The sequence below is a fragment of the Shewanella sp. 10N.286.51.B7 genome, from assembly GCF_002873615.1.
Taxonomy (GTDB): domain Bacteria; phylum Pseudomonadota; class Gammaproteobacteria; order Enterobacterales; family Shewanellaceae; genus Shewanella; species Shewanella electrodiphila.
This window is the reverse complement of the sequence record NZ_MCUF01000032.1, coordinates 39,134-55,163: the sequence shown is the minus strand read 5'-3', so window position 1 is coordinate 55,163 and position 16,030 is coordinate 39,134. Positions and strand designations below refer to the sequence as shown.

At 39.8% G+C, this 16,030-nt stretch carries 17 protein-coding genes; 7 read left to right on the top strand and 10 right to left on the bottom strand.

Going from position 1 to position 16,030, the window contains the following annotated elements; translation table 11 throughout:
• Positions 1-164: 164 nt before the first annotated feature.
• Positions 165-1,634 (bottom strand): PTS transporter subunit EIIC, encoded by a 1,470-nt coding sequence (locus BCU84_RS09615; RefSeq protein WP_102527876.1) that lies wholly within the window; start codon positions 1,632-1,634, stop codon positions 165-167.
• A complete protein-coding gene (locus BCU84_RS09610) occupies positions 1,589-2,050 on the bottom strand; it encodes a flavodoxin (protein ID WP_102527875.1) in 462 nt (153 codons plus the stop codon). The genes BCU84_RS09615 and BCU84_RS09610 overlap by 46 nt, the downstream gene beginning before the upstream one ends.
• Positions 2,051-2,207: 157 nt before the next feature.
• Here BCU84_RS09610 and BCU84_RS09605 point away from each other — a divergent pair, with 157 nt between their 5' ends.
• Positions 2,208-2,390: a hypothetical protein gene (locus BCU84_RS09605; protein WP_102527874.1), complete on the top strand. Its 183-nt coding sequence runs from the start codon at positions 2,208-2,210 to the stop codon at positions 2,388-2,390.
• 163 nt (positions 2,391-2,553) lie between these two features.
• Here BCU84_RS09605 and truC read toward each other — a convergent pair whose 3' ends face one another.
• Positions 2,554-3,402 (bottom strand): tRNA pseudouridine(65) synthase TruC, encoded by an 849-nt coding sequence (gene truC, locus BCU84_RS09600; RefSeq protein WP_102527873.1) that lies wholly within the window; start codon positions 3,400-3,402, stop codon positions 2,554-2,556.
• Between the two features lie 10 nt (positions 3,403-3,412).
• Positions 3,413-3,790: a YqcC family protein gene (locus BCU84_RS09595; RefSeq protein WP_324295146.1), complete on the bottom strand. Its 378-nt coding sequence runs from the start codon at positions 3,788-3,790 to the stop codon at positions 3,413-3,415.
• A gap of 60 nt (positions 3,791-3,850) precedes the next feature.
• Here BCU84_RS09595 and BCU84_RS09590 point away from each other — a divergent pair, with 60 nt between their 5' ends.
• Positions 3,851-4,876 carry a DUF3549 family protein gene (locus BCU84_RS09590; protein WP_102527872.1) on the top strand — a complete coding sequence of 342 codons (1,026 nt, stop codon included), beginning with the start codon at positions 3,851-3,853 and terminating at the stop codon, positions 4,874-4,876.
• A complete protein-coding gene (locus tag BCU84_RS09585; protein ID WP_102527871.1) occupies positions 4,873-5,259 on the top strand; it encodes a DUF3301 domain-containing protein in 387 nt (128 codons plus the stop codon). Before BCU84_RS09590 ends, BCU84_RS09585 begins: the two co-directional genes overlap by 4 nt.
• Before the next feature lie 1,880 nt (positions 5,260-7,139).
• Here the strand turns inward: BCU84_RS09585 and BCU84_RS09580 are convergent.
• Complete coding sequence (locus tag BCU84_RS09580; RefSeq protein ID WP_102527870.1) at positions 7,140-7,475, bottom strand: DUF962 domain-containing protein; 336 nt, start codon at positions 7,473-7,475, stop codon at positions 7,140-7,142.
• Between the two features lie 145 nt (positions 7,476-7,620).
• Positions 7,621-8,250, bottom strand: a complete 630-nt coding sequence (locus tag BCU84_RS09575) for a GNAT family N-acetyltransferase (RefSeq protein WP_102527869.1) — start codon at positions 8,248-8,250, stop codon at positions 7,621-7,623.
• A 131-nt stretch (positions 8,251-8,381) separates the two neighbouring features.
• On the opposite strand from BCU84_RS09575, the gene BCU84_RS09570 reads away from it, so the two are divergent.
• On the top strand, positions 8,382-8,612 hold the full coding sequence (locus BCU84_RS09570; protein ID WP_102527928.1) for a DUF2789 domain-containing protein: 231 nt from the start codon (positions 8,382-8,384) through the stop codon (positions 8,610-8,612).
• A 68-nt stretch (positions 8,613-8,680) separates the two neighbouring features.
• Here the strand turns inward: BCU84_RS09570 and BCU84_RS09565 are convergent, their stop codons facing one another.
• Entirely contained in the window at positions 8,681-9,067 is a 387-nt protein-coding gene (locus BCU84_RS09565) for a DUF3192 domain-containing protein (RefSeq protein WP_102527868.1), read from the bottom strand.
• Between the two features lie 194 nt (positions 9,068-9,261).
• Here BCU84_RS09565 and BCU84_RS09560 point away from each other — a divergent pair, with 194 nt between their 5' ends.
• Positions 9,262-9,597 carry a hypothetical protein gene (locus tag BCU84_RS09560; RefSeq protein WP_102527867.1) on the top strand — a complete coding sequence of 112 codons (336 nt, stop codon included), beginning with the start codon at positions 9,262-9,264 and terminating at the stop codon, positions 9,595-9,597.
• 214 nt (positions 9,598-9,811) lie between these two features.
• Positions 9,812-10,585, top strand: a complete 774-nt coding sequence (locus BCU84_RS09555; RefSeq protein WP_102527866.1) for a Zn-ribbon-containing protein — start codon at positions 9,812-9,814, stop codon at positions 10,583-10,585.
• A gap of 153 nt (positions 10,586-10,738) precedes the next feature.
• Here BCU84_RS09555 and syd read toward each other — a convergent pair whose 3' ends face one another.
• A complete protein-coding gene (gene syd / locus BCU84_RS09550) occupies positions 10,739-11,386 on the bottom strand; it encodes a SecY-interacting protein (RefSeq protein ID WP_102527865.1) in 648 nt (215 codons plus the stop codon).
• A gap of 59 nt (positions 11,387-11,445) precedes the next feature.
• Between syd and queF the strand changes: the two genes are divergently transcribed.
• Positions 11,446-12,300, top strand: a complete 855-nt coding sequence (gene queF / locus BCU84_RS09545; RefSeq protein WP_102527864.1) for an NADPH-dependent 7-cyano-7-deazaguanine reductase QueF — start codon at positions 11,446-11,448, stop codon at positions 12,298-12,300.
• 107 nt (positions 12,301-12,407) lie between these two features.
• Here the strand turns inward: queF and BCU84_RS09540 are convergent, their stop codons facing one another.
• Positions 12,408-13,349: a 4'-phosphopantetheinyl transferase superfamily protein gene (locus BCU84_RS09540; protein ID WP_102527863.1), complete on the bottom strand. Its 942-nt coding sequence runs from the start codon at positions 13,347-13,349 to the stop codon at positions 12,408-12,410.
• Positions 13,350-13,634: 285 nt separating this feature from the next.
• Positions 13,635-15,674, bottom strand: coding sequence for an elongation factor G (gene fusA / locus BCU84_RS09535; RefSeq protein ID WP_102527862.1), 2,040 nt, complete (start codon positions 15,672-15,674; stop codon positions 13,635-13,637).
• Positions 15,675-16,030: the final 356 nt, after the last annotated feature.

The window sequence follows — 16,030 nt, the reverse complement described above, 5'->3', positions numbered from 1 at the left end:
CAATAATATTAAACGCTTATAGCCATTCATTAATAACACAGCATTTGAGAAAATAAATATTCAGGAATATATTTTTATGATTGCGAATTAAATAAGTGCCTTGAGATAGGATATGTATAAAAATATGACTTAAAAGATGATAATTCTATAATTAAACTTGAATTTTACTGACGAGTGTCGAGATATTTCTGCAATAGCTTTCTTAAGCTTTCTGCTTTAGTACCAAATACGACTTGTACCCCCTTGCCTACTTTAATCACGCCCTTTGCTCCCAGTCTCATCAATCTAGGCTTATCAACTAGCTTAGGATCGACAACCGCAATACGTAATCGAGTTAAACAAGCATTCAATTCAACGATATTATCAGGTCCACCTAAGGCACTGATCATTGATCTCAAACTCTCTTTATTTCCATCGTCATTAAGCTCTAACCGACCAGGTGTCTTCAAATTAAAAGCTAAAATACTGACTCTAAAAATAAGGTAGTAAATAAAGGCCGTTAATGGCCCTAAAAACCAGAACCAACTGGTATTGCTGGACTGAGCAAACAATAAACTGAAATCAATTAACCCATGGGAAAACACCACACTATGGTTAACATCAAGTAAAATACAGACGGTATAAGCAAGCCCAGTTAATATGGCATGAATAACAAATAACACTGGTGCCACAAACATAAATGCAAACTCAATCGGCTCAGTAATGCCCGTAAGCCAACTTGTAGCTGCGGCTGATAACATAATGCCGGCAACACGGTTGCGCTCTGATTTATCTGCGCAGCGCCAAATCGCTAATGCAGCAGCAGGTAAGCCCCACATTTTAATTAAATAGCCACCAGCTAAATTCCCCGCTAACGGATCGCCTGCAAGATAACGTGCGATTTCACCACGAACCATTTTTCCTTCATGAAAATACTGACCCACTTCAAGATAAAAAGGTGCATTCCAAATATGATGTAAACCAAGAGGGATCAAAAAACGTTCAATGGTGCCATAAACACCGAAGGCAAGTGCGGGATCTTGATATACAGCCCAAAGCGATAGTGAATCAATATAGTAAGCTAACGTTGGCCAAATATGAGCAAGTAAAAAAGCCAGAGCAATTGTGAAAGGAATGATGATTAACGCGGCGCTGCGCTGGCCTTCAAAAAAAGAAAACATCGCAGGCAGCTTAACATCCTGACTTAACCGAACAACAAAACAGGTTAACGCGCCAACAAGAATACCGCCTGCAATACCTGTATCAATGGTGTCAATTCCCCATATTGGCCGGGAGTTTAACTCATAAATAGCAGTAAATGCTCCTAGGCTAGATATAAAGACCCCGTAGCCAAACACTGCAACAAATGCTGCAATGCCTTGATCTTTACAAAAACCTATAGATATAGCCACCGCAAAAAGCAAAGGCATCATAGTAAAAATGAGGTTACCAACAGCGGAGAAAACCGTCGCCAGCTCTGCTGGAATAAAAGGGAGTGGATTAAATGATAAACCGAGCATTACACCGGCAGCGGGTAAAATGGCAATAGGAATAAGCAGCGCCTGACTCAGGCGCTGGGCAAACTTAAACCATTGCTGGCTAAGTCGTCTTAACTGGCGAGTGATTGAACTGCCGCGTGCCAAGCTGGTATCCATTGTGTCGCTTCAGTTTCAGGTTCCATGGTTTCGCATGCATCAATTTCTAATGTCTCAGTGAGTTTTTTTGCCCCAAGTTCAGACAATAACTCATCAAATTGTTTAGCGGCACCACAAAAGGTTTCATAACTTGAATCCCCAAGACCAATGATACTGTATTGCAACTTAGGTAAATATGGCGCCACTGATTTCAGCTCACTAAACCACTGGGCAATATCATCCGGTAAATCGCCTTGCCCGGTCGTTGAAGTAACGACAATCAATAACTCATCTTCACTGGGCACATAACCAGTTAAATCGGCTGGCTGCAGCAGATTAGCCGTGAAATCTAATTCGGCAATTTTATCGGTCAATGTTTCAGCAACAAATTGAGCACTACCGTATACCGTCCCAAACACTAAATTAACTTTTTCCATGATATACTTCTCTTTAAGTTAACTGACTTCTATAATTCATTTAGCAGTGCGCTGCTTTATGAGGTTAATAACTTCACCATACTGTATTCTAATACTAGGCTGCAAGTATGAAATACAAACAAAAGTAATAACTTACCCATTCGTTAAGGTTACTGTTATGCGTCAGGCCAACAGGCACAGATTGTTTAAACTGCAACACAAATCAGCCCATATTCGCCGTAATTTTTATTTTCGTTGTGAGCAACAAGATACCAGTGAACCTCTGGCAAAAATTGAAGAGTTTGAAAAACTTAAATCGGTATTGCTAGAACATACTAAAGTGCCGCTTAAGGCCAGTTAGTCCGTTTTAGTCCAATAGTCGCGGTTGTTATTGGCTCGTTATTGACAGTCATGATATCGATCAAAGAATATTGAAAAAAGAGATATCCCTGACAGATATCTCTTTTTATTATTCAACTTTTTCTATTTTCTATTTTCTATTTTCTATTACTAAATATTTAGCACTAGGCAAGCAGCATAGGCTCTTCATCAATTAGTTGCTCTTGCCAACCAAACTGTTCAAAAATCGTTAACCACTCTTGCTCAAGCTCTGTTTCAATATGCATTAATTGCTGAGTGACAGGATGGGTAAAGCGAATAGATTTCGCTATCAGCCACAGTCGATTTATCTCAAAGTGCGATCTGAAGAATTTATTTTGTTTGCCGTCACCATGGGTGGTATCACCAATGATCGGGTGACGTAAATGTGCCATATGACGACGTAATTGGTGTTTACGTCCTGTTTGCGGTGTTAATTTAATTAAACAAAAACGACTCGTCGAGTAACGACCTGAACTAAATGGAATTTCTGTATTTAATAAAGGAGCATAGTCAGTCACCGCATCTTGAGGAGGTTTATCTTTGCGGGCTTTTTTGTCGGCAACATCATCAAGTTCTACTTTTAATGCGTAATCCAACCTAGCTGCTTCATGCATATTACCCCGCACTAATGCTAAGTAGGTTTTCTCAATTTGGTGCAGCTCGAACTGCTCACATAAAGCCCTAGCCACCTCACTACTTTTAGCAAACACCAATACACCTGAAGTCGGCCTATCTAAGCGGTGAACAGGGAATACATGACATCCAACTAAATCACGTGTTAATTGCATCGCAAAAAAACGCTCTTTTCTGGCTAAGTATGAACGATGTACCAATAAACCGGCAGGCTTATGGATGGCCACAATATGTTCATCTTCAAATAAAATCTCTAACTCAGGAGCGACTTCATCGCTTTCCTCTAACTCAGTATTAAGCGTTTCATCGTCAAAGTATTCATCATCAGCAAATGGACTAATATATTTATCTTCTGTCATTATATTCACCTTACTGACGGGTTAAAAAGTTATCTATCTGAGTCAGCAATTCAACTAAAGCAGTTAAGTCACCGTGATTTACCCAAGCTTGCTCTGCCATTGGCGTTAACGATATTTGCGTCGGCAGAGGTAAGCATTGCTCAATTAACTGACCCATTTTCGGAATGAATATGAACTGCAGCCACTGCTCAAAACGCAATGAGTCACAAGCAAATGGCGCCGTACTGGCAAGCGCTGTATCTGAAGGTATAGAGCCAGACCACAAATCACTTTGCTTTAGTTGCTGTTCTAACTGTATTAAATATTGAGCGGTTTGAATATGAGGCATAACGGCAGGTTTTCGCTTAAACGGTTTAAAATAATCATAGTTGTTTGTGCGACTAATCATATCATCAGACGCCAGTTAACCCTATAATAGCGGCAAGTTAATCGCGATAAATAAACTCCCATGACACAACTCGAAACCTTAAGCCAATTCCTAGACACCGCTAACACTCAATTTCAGGTTTATGATTTAGGCCGAAGAGTGGAAAACATTGACCCAGTGTTATTCAACCAAATTGAAGCATTGAACACCCCTTACCCATTTCCAATTCAAGGCCACGCCCAGTTTGCTATTGTGTTTTGGCGTGAAGAACAACCGCCTTTTATTTGGTTTTTAAAGTTGCCCCTTGATGAGCAAGGTTTGTTATCGCCTGCCCAGCGTAGCCAGTTTATTAAAATGATCCTAGAAGCGTTAGGGCGTGATCCAACTAAAGCTTTGTCTGATGAAGAACAAGAACGCTACGCCAATCATCCGTTCAGTTTTAAGCCTAGCCAAGAAAAACTAGCACTGTTTAATGCAATGGTTAAAAAGCAATTAAGTCAGCAAGCATCAGCTCAATATGAATATGCAGCCCAGTATTTTTCGAATTTAAATGAAACCAATGCTCAAGGTGACAACTGGCAACAACTCGGATTGCAAGGTATTGCCGATGTCTGTGTCCGCTTAGATAAGTTTGACCATGACAAGCATATCAATTTAGCTATTACCCTAGCACCGTTAGAGGTTCAAGCTGCTATTTGTCAATGTTTAGAGCACGTTGCCATTTCAGATGCATTAGCTAATACCTTATTTGATAAGTTATCCGCCGCAGAAGTTGAGCATAAGCATATCTACCTTAGAGCGCTCGCATCTCAACCAGAATTAACGCAAAAAGCGATTAAGCTATTAGTGAATTACCAACAGTTAGATGAGAACTTATTGATCACAATTGCAGCAAGAAGTTGGACTGCTCTAAAAGATGATGCAACTCGCAAACTTTATCTTGAAGTATTAGCTAACCAACCGCAAAACTTCTTTAATCAAGTTTTTGCTGATATCGTAGCTATTCCAAGTTTACGAGATTCACTGCTGCTCGATTTAAGAAGTGCTGACCGTAGTGAGAAACTTTCTTCCGCCATCGGCGGATTATTTAGGGCCGTTAGCCAATGATGTCAGATTTTATTTTAATCGTCGCAGTTGTCGTTATTGCTGCATTCTTTTGGCAATTACGTCAAATGGCTGAAATCAGTCGTCGCTATGCTGAAAGATCTTGTGCCAATCAAAAAGTACAATTGTTGGCTATTGCTATGGAATCAGCAAGACCAAGTATTGGTGGCACAACAGGCTTATGTTGGCGTGCAAAATTTATGTTTGAATTCAGTACCGATGGTATTAATCAATACCGCGGTCACATCGATATGCACGGCAAAAAGATAGAAAAGATTAACTGGCCGATATTTCCAGAGCCGGAATGGATGGATGCGCCAATGGCCAAAGGTAAGTTTGGTGGCTGTGGTGGCGCATCAAGCTGCAATTCTGGCAAATGCCGTTAATACGCATACGTTAAGCAAGCCTTCAATTAAGCATCTACTTAATTAAAGTATAAAACGTCCACATGATGAAACGCTATTAGAGGGTTAAGCACACTCTCAATAGCGTTTTTTATTGGCTGAGTATTAGAGTGTGTTGATCTTTTAAGGTTTTTTTGCAGTGAAATTTGCTTAGATTGCTAGGCGGCAATTCACTCGCCGCGCTTAATTCGCTTTTTACCTCGAACAAATTCAACCAGTAAAAATCAACTCGCCCTAGCTGATATCTCGTTTCAATATCAACGTAAGTCGAATTTTAAGCAAAAGAAAGACCGCGGCAATAAATTGTCGCGGTCTCTTATACTCTTGTTAAGCCATCCAGCTATATTTGTGCTCCCTGCACCATCCATGCGTCTAACTTGCTCCGTGCGCTATCCTTATTCAATCCTTGATGTTCCATGTACACTAAAGTACTGTCCCTCTTACTCGATTATCCTTTGACCGAGCCTGCTCAAATCCTTAAGCGTGTCCTTTAAATCATCCTTGGGGTTCTTCCATGACATCCTTGCTTCAATTATCTGCATCCATTGCAATCACTGTTATCCTTAACAGCGTAAATCCATTTTACTGATGTCCAAACATTAAAATCCATTTCACCATAAAGTCTTTCATCATCTCTGATGTCAGTGTCATCCATTAACACTGTCGTTTTCCTTAACGACGCTTTATCGTCCACTTAATTAATGTGCTATAAGTCATCATCCTGATGAGCAACATCAATAACTAAGGTAATAACTAGGGTTCATCCTGAGCAGGCCATTACAACAATCTATTGTAATCAGTCTCATGTTACAGCCACTTGCTAAAATCTTAATTAGCAGCAGTTTTGTTTAAAACTACTAAACACATCCTGTGCTTATCTGCTTCCTTGTCGCTTATTTTAAGCAATATGTGAGTAAATAAATATGCACAAAACACGCAATTAACACAGCAGCAACAAACAGCAAAAGCCAAACTAAAAATTAAACTAACTGATACAACAACTTAAATAAAAACGCTCCAAATAAGCCAATCTAAAAGCGCTAAGTCTCACAGCGCTTGTGAGATATATCTCACAAGGCGAGTGGAAAAGTAAGAAGCTAAGTCTTTTGACCGACTTACATATTTAACATTTACATAGCAGACATGCATTCATAAAAGTAGGCATATATAAAAGTAGGCGTGCATAAATATTGATTTCAATTAAGCATAAAAAAGCGCAACCTAATAAGGTTGCGCTCATTTTACTCTTCGTTAGCTATCCTGCTAAATTGTGCTCCCTGCTCCATCCATGCGACTAACGTGCTCCTTGCTCCATTTTCCTTTTAACTCAATTTCCTTGTACTACCCTTGAAGAGTATTACTTGAGTGTTCATTCCTTTGAATCAGTCTATCCTTGTGACTGAGAGGCTAACTCCTAATATACCGTCCTAGTATTTGCTTCCTGCAATCCTTCATCTTCCTGATGAGGTTCATCCTTGTTTCAGTTAATCATTAACTGAGCTTATGCCCATTCCTTGAGCGTGTCCTAGTTTCATCCTGAAATTGATACGCTCATTCAAAACTAATGAAAAAGCATTTTTATTCACTTTAAGCACTAACTCAATTAACTTTGATTGTGGCTACATCCTGTAACTCACTCAATTAATTCATTGATTGCTTAATAAGTTCATTGTAAATAATAATTGAATTCGAAATCAGCCTAAAAACCATTGAAACAAAATATTCACAAAGTAAATATTACAACCAAATACATAAGTACCTGTTTTTATTTAGCTTTAAATTAAATGGTGAGAAATTAGATAACTCATAACGAAAGAATACCTACACTACTGTGAGATAAGTCTCACAAGCATAGGTAACAGTTAGCTTGAAGTCGAGCCTAAACCAAGGCGCTTTTTTAACATTTGTGCAAACATCACCCAGTCGGCTAGTAAGCTATATAAAGGATATTCAAATGTGGCAGGTCTATTTTTTTCAAATACAAAGTGTCCTACCCAAGCAAAACCATACCCAATAACTGGCAAAAGCCATAATTGCCACCACTGTTGATTCAACAAAGTAACAATGATTAGCACAATGATTAAGGCACTGCCGACATAATGAAGCCTCCGGCAAGTTATGTCTTGATGTTGTGATAAATAGAAAGGATAAAAAGATTTAAAGTCTTGATACTTTTTTTCACTTATCTTTTCATTCATAACCGTCACTCATCTTTTCATCCATAACCGAAGCTAATTGTAATAATATAAATTAACGCAATAATTTTTCTTAAACGATCAGCTACTTCATGAAGTTAGCTAATGGTTAGATAATAGGTAGCTAATAGCTTGTTAACTGAAGCTTTTACTTACTCGGATAAATTAATATTTCACCATCTACGCTACCTATAGAAAGTTCAGATAAATGATTAAAACCTTCGCGGGCAAATAGCTCTGCATGTTTAGGGTTATTCACAAACACCCCAATGCCATCTAAATCAGGCTGTTCATCACACCAACTTAATACTGCTTCGATCAATTTTGCACCGTTACCTTTACTCTGTTCATTAGGGGTTAATGCAATAAATTGCAGGATCCCATATTGCTTACTCGGCAAGCTTTCTAAGATGCTGTGTTCTTTTTTAATTAATGCCTGAGTGGAATTCCAGCCTGTTCCCAGTACCATTTTCAAGCGCCAATGCCAGTAACGGCTTTCCCCTAGCGGCACTTGGTGAGTAATAACACATGCAACGCCAATTAGGCGAACACCATCGAACCAACCAATTAAAGGTTGTTCTTGCTGCCAAAGCTCCGTCAATTCTTCACGAATAGCTGCGCGAAGCTTTTGCTCGTAACTTGCCTGATTTGTTGTAGCAAGTGCTTCAATAAAGAAAGGATCATCATGGTAAGCGTTATAAATAATCGAAGCTGCCACTCGCAAGTCTTCTGCCGTTAAGTAAACGGCTTTATGCTCTGCCAACACGTTCTGTTCCATATTCTCACTCATTGCTAAATCAAGTTGATAGTTACAACTTAACAAGTTTGAAACATATTGCAATTTTAATGCTGTCACCTACGCTTAAAGTTAATTTAATCGCGAAATTTAAGCATAATAACGGGACTATTATGGACACGACTTCAGCTACGCTTGCACACTTATTTGAACAACTCGGTTTAGATGCTACAGAGGCCGGTATCAAGCTTTTTCTGTCACAACATAGTATTGATGCCAATACCAAGTTAACCGATGCAAGCTTTTGGAATCATGCTCAGAAAGCATTTTTAGAAGAGAGTTTAAAAGAAGACGCCCAGTGGTCTGAACTCGTGGACCAACTGGACGTTCTTTTAAGGCAATAGCTAAGATTCTATCTAAAATTGCATAGCCATAAAATATTGATAAAAACTTACCCAACTAATGGCTGGTATTAAATCTTTTGATACGCGGTTTCACCCCAACCCACTAATTTATTGTCACTTATGACTACTGGGGTACATTCATCTTTAGTGGTTTTGCCATCGCCTTTACTCCACTGCGTACGATAGAAAAGCACATTCACTTCTTTCTTCGGACTTTCAGCATCAGCTTGAGTCACGTAAGCTTCACTAAAATCTGCTGTGCCCATTAAAATAGTGACTTGATCGCGCGCCATACCAATGGTTAATTTTGATAAGTTAGTTCTATTAGTTTGTTGCTGTTTTTCCCAGTAAGAATCACTACGATTACCTTCATGATCACCAACATTCAACACACAACCACTCAAAGAAAGGCTACTCACAGCCATTAAAAATGCTAAACCCAATTTTGTTTTCATGATACTTCCCTTTTATTAAAATGATTCTCACGTAATTACTACTCAAACTGCTTTTGAGATACGTTATAATGTTGTCAATTATCATTAAGCTAAAACCGTGCCAAAATTTATACAATTGATTTTATTAAGTTTTATAAATATCTAATTGGCGGTTGAGCATTTTCACTAATCAATATTGAGGGTTTTCACCAATTATGAGTCCAATCGAACAGGTCCTCGCAGCGGCAAAAACTATCGCAATGAATGGTCATACACCAACAATGGCATTGATTAAGGGGAAATTAGGTGGCCGAGTACCTATGCCAATTCTTATTCAAGGCTTACAGCAATTCAAAGCCATTCCGAAAGAACAATGGCAAACCTTGCCAGACTTAGGCGATGCGCTTGAAACAACTAAACAAGCAACAAATGATGCACCTAGTATGATTGAGCAACAATTAATGGCTCAAATGCAGCAAATGAAAATTGAATTTGAAGCTAAAATAGAATCACTAGAAAAGCGTGTTTTACAGCTTGAAAATAAACAATAACGATTGAAGTACAACAGTATTTTCATTTAAATATATGAGTCTGCTGACACAAAATGAGTGCCTTAACTTGTGTGCTCACATTGACTTAGTACACTCACATTAATTTAGTACACTCACGTTGATTTAGTGCACTCACATTGATTTAGTGCACTCACATTGATTTAGTGCACTGGAACCTTGTCATTTTACAGCCCAAGAATTGAACGGAAACCCCATGTTTGTCACAGAGCTCAGATTTGAATGTTTTGCGGATACCACGATAACCGCAGCCGAGAAAGCCATTAACCATTACCTCGAATCATTAAGAGCAAACGGTCAAATTTTAGGAAGAGAATTCGCTGTTGCATTTAACGAAGGTGAGTTTAAAGTCAGGTTGTTAATGCCGGAAAAAACCAGTTTATCGAGCCGTCATAACAGCCCTTGGACTAAACAAGCTTTACTGCAATTGACTGAAGCAAAGTTACTTGCGCCACGTGAGAAGTACATTGGCCAAGACATTAATTCAGAACAAAGTAATGAAGAAGCACCAAGTTGGCAGGTGCTTTATACCAGTTATGTTCATATGTGTTCGCCACTACGTAGCGGCGATAACTTGTTACCTATTCCGTTATATCAAATCCCTGCCACATTTAATGGCGACCACAAAAGAGTGATCCGCTGGCAAACAGAGTGGCAAGCCTGTGATGAATTACAAATGGCTGCAGCGACTCAAGCTGAGTTTGCCGCTCTAGAAGAAATCACCAGCCATAAAAGCGACCTATTTAGACGCGGTTGGGATATACGCGGCAGAGTCGAATTTATCACTAAAATTCCAACCTACTATTACTTATATCGTGTAGGTGGTGAAAGCCTAGCCAAAGAGAAAGAACGAGCTTGTCCTAAATGTGGCTCGAAGGAATGGCGTTTAAATGAGCCATTACTCGATATGTTCCATTTTCGATGTGAGCCTTGTCGAATCGTGTCTAATATTTCTTGGGATCATCAGTAAGCTTGTACTCATAAGCCCTTAGCTAATAAGCCTTTAGCTAATAACTTCTTAATTAATAACCTCTTAGGCTATAAGCCTGCGGTTCAAAAAAGCCTGACTTATAATGAGTAAGCCAGGCTTTTATTTTCACATCACGCTAAACGCGCTGATTGATCATTTACGTTTCAGTAAATCATTACACATCATCTTCATTCGCTGCCAAATTCCAGGGTGAGCGACATAATTGTCTTCAACAATAGGTGCAACTGGTGGCATAACGCGCGGCGATAATGCATCGATGAATTCGGCTAAACTGTCAGCCAGTTGGTCTTTAGGTTTATCACCAGGAATTTCAATCCACACACTGCCGTCTTCATTATTTACGGTGATCATTTGGTCACTATCACCTAATACACCCACAAACCAAGTTGGCGCTTGCTTAAGCTTTTTCTTCATCATGAGATGACCGATCACATTTTGTTGCAAAGATTCAAAGTCTTGCTGATTCCAAACTTGGAGTAATTCACCCTCACCCCATGTTGAATCAAAATACAAAGGTGCAGAAAAATACTCACCATAAAATGCATTAATATCTTGATGTAATTTGAGCTCTAAAGCGTGTTCTACATTACTGAAATCAGAGCTATTTTTACGTTTAACAGCCTTCCAGGAAACGGCTTCATCTGATTCAAGATCATACTTACCTACAATGCAGGCGGATCCTTGCCCAAGTGGGAAATAACGGGGAAACTCGCCTAATACATCCTGATAAGCTTGAATATAACGGCTAGAAAAATGATCCAATGAAGTTGAACAAGACACTTAAGATGCTCCAATTTTGGGTTATAATATAAGTCTATTTTGACACGGAAACAGACTAGATGACACACAATCACGACCCCTATAGTGATGCAGAGGCACTTAAAGGACTCACTTTAGGCCAAACGACGCAATATCAAGCAGAATATGATGCTTCACTGCTGCAAGGGGTTCCTCGTAAACTGAATCGAGATGCCATTGAATTAACTGATACGCTTCCTTTTCAAGGTGCTGATATTTGGACAGGTTACGAGCTGTCTTGGCTAAATGCCAAGGGTAAACCCATGGTCGCTATTATTGAAGTTTACTTAGCGATTGAAAGTGATAATTTAATCGAATCCAAATCTTTTAAGCTATATCTCAACAGCTACAATCAGACACGATTTGACAGTGTTGAACAAGTGCAGCAAACATTAGTTACCGACTTAAGCCTCTGTGCTAATGGTAACGTCAGCGTCAAAGTCATTGAGCCAAAGCATTTTAATACCCAGCGTATTGTTGAATTGCCGGGTCACTGTATTGACGAGCTTGATATTGAAGTAGATGACTATCAGTTTAAACCTGAGTATCTTGAAAACAGCACTGATGATAAACACGTAGCAGAAACGCTGACTTCAAACCTGCTAAAGTCGAATTGCCTTATCACCTCACAGCCTGATTGGGGCAGCGTAATGATCCGTTATCAAGGCCCTAAAATTGACCGTGAAAAACTGCTGCGCTATTTAATTTCTTTCCGCCAGCATAACGAGTTTCATGAGCAATGTGTCGAGCGTATTTTTACCGATTTAAAGCGCTATTGTGAATGCACAAAACTAACGGTTTATGCCCGCTATACACGTCGTGGTGGTTTAGATATTAATCCATTCAGAAGTGACTTTGAGCAGCCACCAGAAACTCACCGTTTAGCTAGACAGTAAGCTGTGTAGTGACAAATAAAAACGGATTAAGCGCGGCAAGTGAATTGCCGCCTTGCAATCTAGCAAAATGCGTTTTTATTGTTCGATACTTTTTTGCTAACCTAAGCTCAAAAGATGTCGAAAAAGTTAACTTGTTTAGCCTTCACAACAACCTTATTTTCAGCCCCGCAATCGACACTGATCGCAAATCGATATGTTTGATCAATCCTGCCTAAATAACATTGCCAATTGGATGCGGTGACATATTGCTTTGTGTCGGTTTCACACAGCAAACTCAGTGGAATGCTATCAGACAATAACAACTCCTTGTTTAGTAACTTATAAGTACTTGACGCCATATGCGCATCTGGCACTTTATGAGTTACTGACAATGGTTCATGTGAAACTGGCAAAGGACAAAATTGTAGGTTCTTGAGGTCAAATGCAAACGATTTAAGTGACAATGCCAAGCCTAGGCCTTTGGCTTTTATGTAAGATTCTTTTAAAGACCATAAATCAAAGAAGCGTTCTCGCTGTTGATTTTCTGGTAACGCCAATAACGCAGACTCTTCTGGGGATGAGAAGTAGTGATGTAAAATGGCATGAATGTTAGTACTGTTTCGGCGACGTTCTATATCAACGCCAAAATCAACACCAAACTCTTCTGCAATCACTGAGTCTGCACTCTTAAAGACAATAGTATTAGAGTCAGCAGCATTAGAATCAATCGTATTTTGGATCACGCCAATCAACAGCCACTCACCGCTATGGCTGACATTAAACTGAATGCCCGTTTGCTTATATTGCGCAGCTGATAACCTTGGTTTCCCCTTCTCACCATATTCAAATTGCCACTGCTGCGGCGTAATATCTGCAAATTGGGACAACACTGCACGTAAATATCCACGTACCATCAAACCTTGTTCTCTGGCTGATTGTTGAATAAAGCGATCGACTTTAGTCAGTTCATTTTCAGGCAGCCATGAACGCACGATAGATGCACTACAATCATCGAGTAAATCAGTATTAAGAGAACAATAAAACAGTTGAATGGTGGTAGAAGACTGCAAATTAAGCTCACACAGAGTAACAATAGCGTATTGTCGCTTTTTTTAGGGGCTTGTTTCAACTAGCAGCCTATCTGTTTGTTGCAATAAAAAAGAGCTAAGCCAAGCTTAACCCTTTTATTTTTCGGTCAATAGGTATTGCAAGAGTTACTCAAGCAATTAACCTGCTAATGCTTGAATAGATTTACGCTTATATCAAAAAGTACTTTTATCAAAGAGAGCTTATATCCAAGATATGCTTATATCAAAGAGTGCTTTTATCAACTAACGCGTTAATTGACTTATAAGCTAACTAACCACAGCCTTGAGCTCTTTTTGTGGCAATACATCGTAACGACTGAATTGCATCGAGAACTGACCATCTCCTCCCGTCATCGATTTTAGCCGAGTAGAATAGTTACTCACATTGGCTAGCGGCGCTTCTACATTAACTTCCACTAAACCTTTACTGTTAGCCTGTGTGCCACACACAATACCGCGGGCAGAACTAATGTCACCGGTGATCTCACCGACATGGGTTTGCGCTACTTGAATATTCATATCAACTATCGGCTCTAACATTACAGGTTGCGCTAATTTCACTGCCTCCATAAAAGCTCTTTTACCTGCCATAACAAAGGCTATTTCTTTTGAGTCAACGCTGTGATGCTTGCCATCAAGCACGGTCACTTTGATATCTTGCAGCGGGTATCCTCCTAACTCTCCGACGAGCATGGCTTCACGAACGCCCTTTTCAACTGCTGGAATATACTGACTAGGCACCGAGCCACCCACCACTTTAGAGACAAACTCAAAACCTTGCCCACGAGCAAGAGGCTCAACTTTTAACTCAACCTCACCAAACTGGCCTGAACCACCAGATTGCTTTTTATGGCGATAACGAAATTCAGCCTCGCCCATAATGGTTTCCCGATACGCAATGGCAGGAATGTCGGTTTCCATATCAACATTAAATAGATTCTGCGCTTTCTCCAATGCAATTTGCAGATGTAAATCCCCTTGTCCTTGCAATACAGTTTGGCCTTCAGCTTCATTGCGACTGATTTGCAAACTAGGATCTTCTGCCACTAACTTATGTAACACTTCCGATATTTTTTGCTCATCACCGCGGCGTTTTGCAGATACCGCTAAGCCAAAAATAGGCTGCGGGAATTTGAGCTCCGGTAAATGGAATTCATCTTCATCATGACTGTCATGCAGCACTGCGCCTACTGTCAACTCTTCCAATTTAGCGATGGCGCAGATATCTCCTGGTAACGCTTGGTTCACATTGATTTGTTTGTCACCTTGCAACTTCATTAAATGAGACACTTTAAACGGCTTACGACCGCTACCAATAAACAATTTCATTCCCACAGAAATCGTACCTTGATACAAGCGGAAAACCCCCATACGTCCAAAAAACGGATCTATCGCCACCCTAAATACATGAGCTAAAACATGGTCTGAGGCTTTTTGTGTGACATTAACTGGCTTAGCATCATCACCAAACCCTTTAATAAATTGTGGTGAGTTAGCTTCAAGCGGGCTAGGCATTAATTTAATCAGCATTTCTAATAACGAGCCAATACCAATATCTTGCTCTGCACTGGTAAAACAAACTGGCACTAGGTGCCCCATTCTTAATGCTGTTTCTAATGGTGCATGTAATTGCTCAGGGCTTAGTGATTCCCCCTGCTCGAGATAAAGCTCCATTAAGGCTTCATCTTCTTCTAATACGGTATCGACTAGCTCATCTCTGGCTTGGGTAGGGCTACTGAATAGCGTCGATGTGGTTTCATCACAATGTAAATAACAATCAACAACTGAATCCACAACGCCATCAGCATTGGTATGAGGTAAATTAACCGGCAAACAACGATGACCAAATTGATGCTGAATATCCATCATCACTTCTGACACGTTTGTTTCATTGCCATCCATATGATTAATCGCAATGATCACCGCTTTACCTTGACGGCGCGCTGCTTCAAAAGCGCGTTTAGTGACAGATTCAATGCCGACACCTGCATTGACGACCAATAACACCGACTCAACGCCGGGTAAGGGTAATAGTGCACGACCAAAAAAGTCAGGTAATCCAGGAGTATCGATAAAATTGATGTGATGCGATTGATAATCAAGATTTAAAAAGGAAGGTTCTAAACTGTGGCGGTGGGATTTTTCTTGGGCAGTGAAATCAGCATGATTTGTACCCTTATCGACCCTGCCTTTTAAAGTGATTGCATCAGCGCTAAAGAGTAATGCCTCAAGTAATGAGGATTTCCCTGCGCCAGTGTGTCCGAGCACTGCCAGATTGCGGATTTGCTCAGTGGTAAACTCAGCCATGATGGCCTCCTTTGTTCACATTATTAAACTATCCATATTTTGTCTTTGTATGTTTACAGCTGCCTATTATTTGCACTCAAACCAGTATACGACTGAAAGAAAGTGAATAAATTGACCTAGATCAGTCTTTACACCGACCCCATTTTTCATAACAAAATCACCCATTCAGCTTACAAGTGTTAGCTAGTTCTGGTCGTATCAGTGATTAATTAGTTTCGGGTGATTGTATCGACCTGAAACCTCAGGTACTCTGCATGCTCGTTTATGCTAAAACACTAATAATGAAGATGAACAAACGTTAATCTTCATTATGATTTTAAGAGTCCCAATAGATTGTACGGAGTATTCATTCTGCT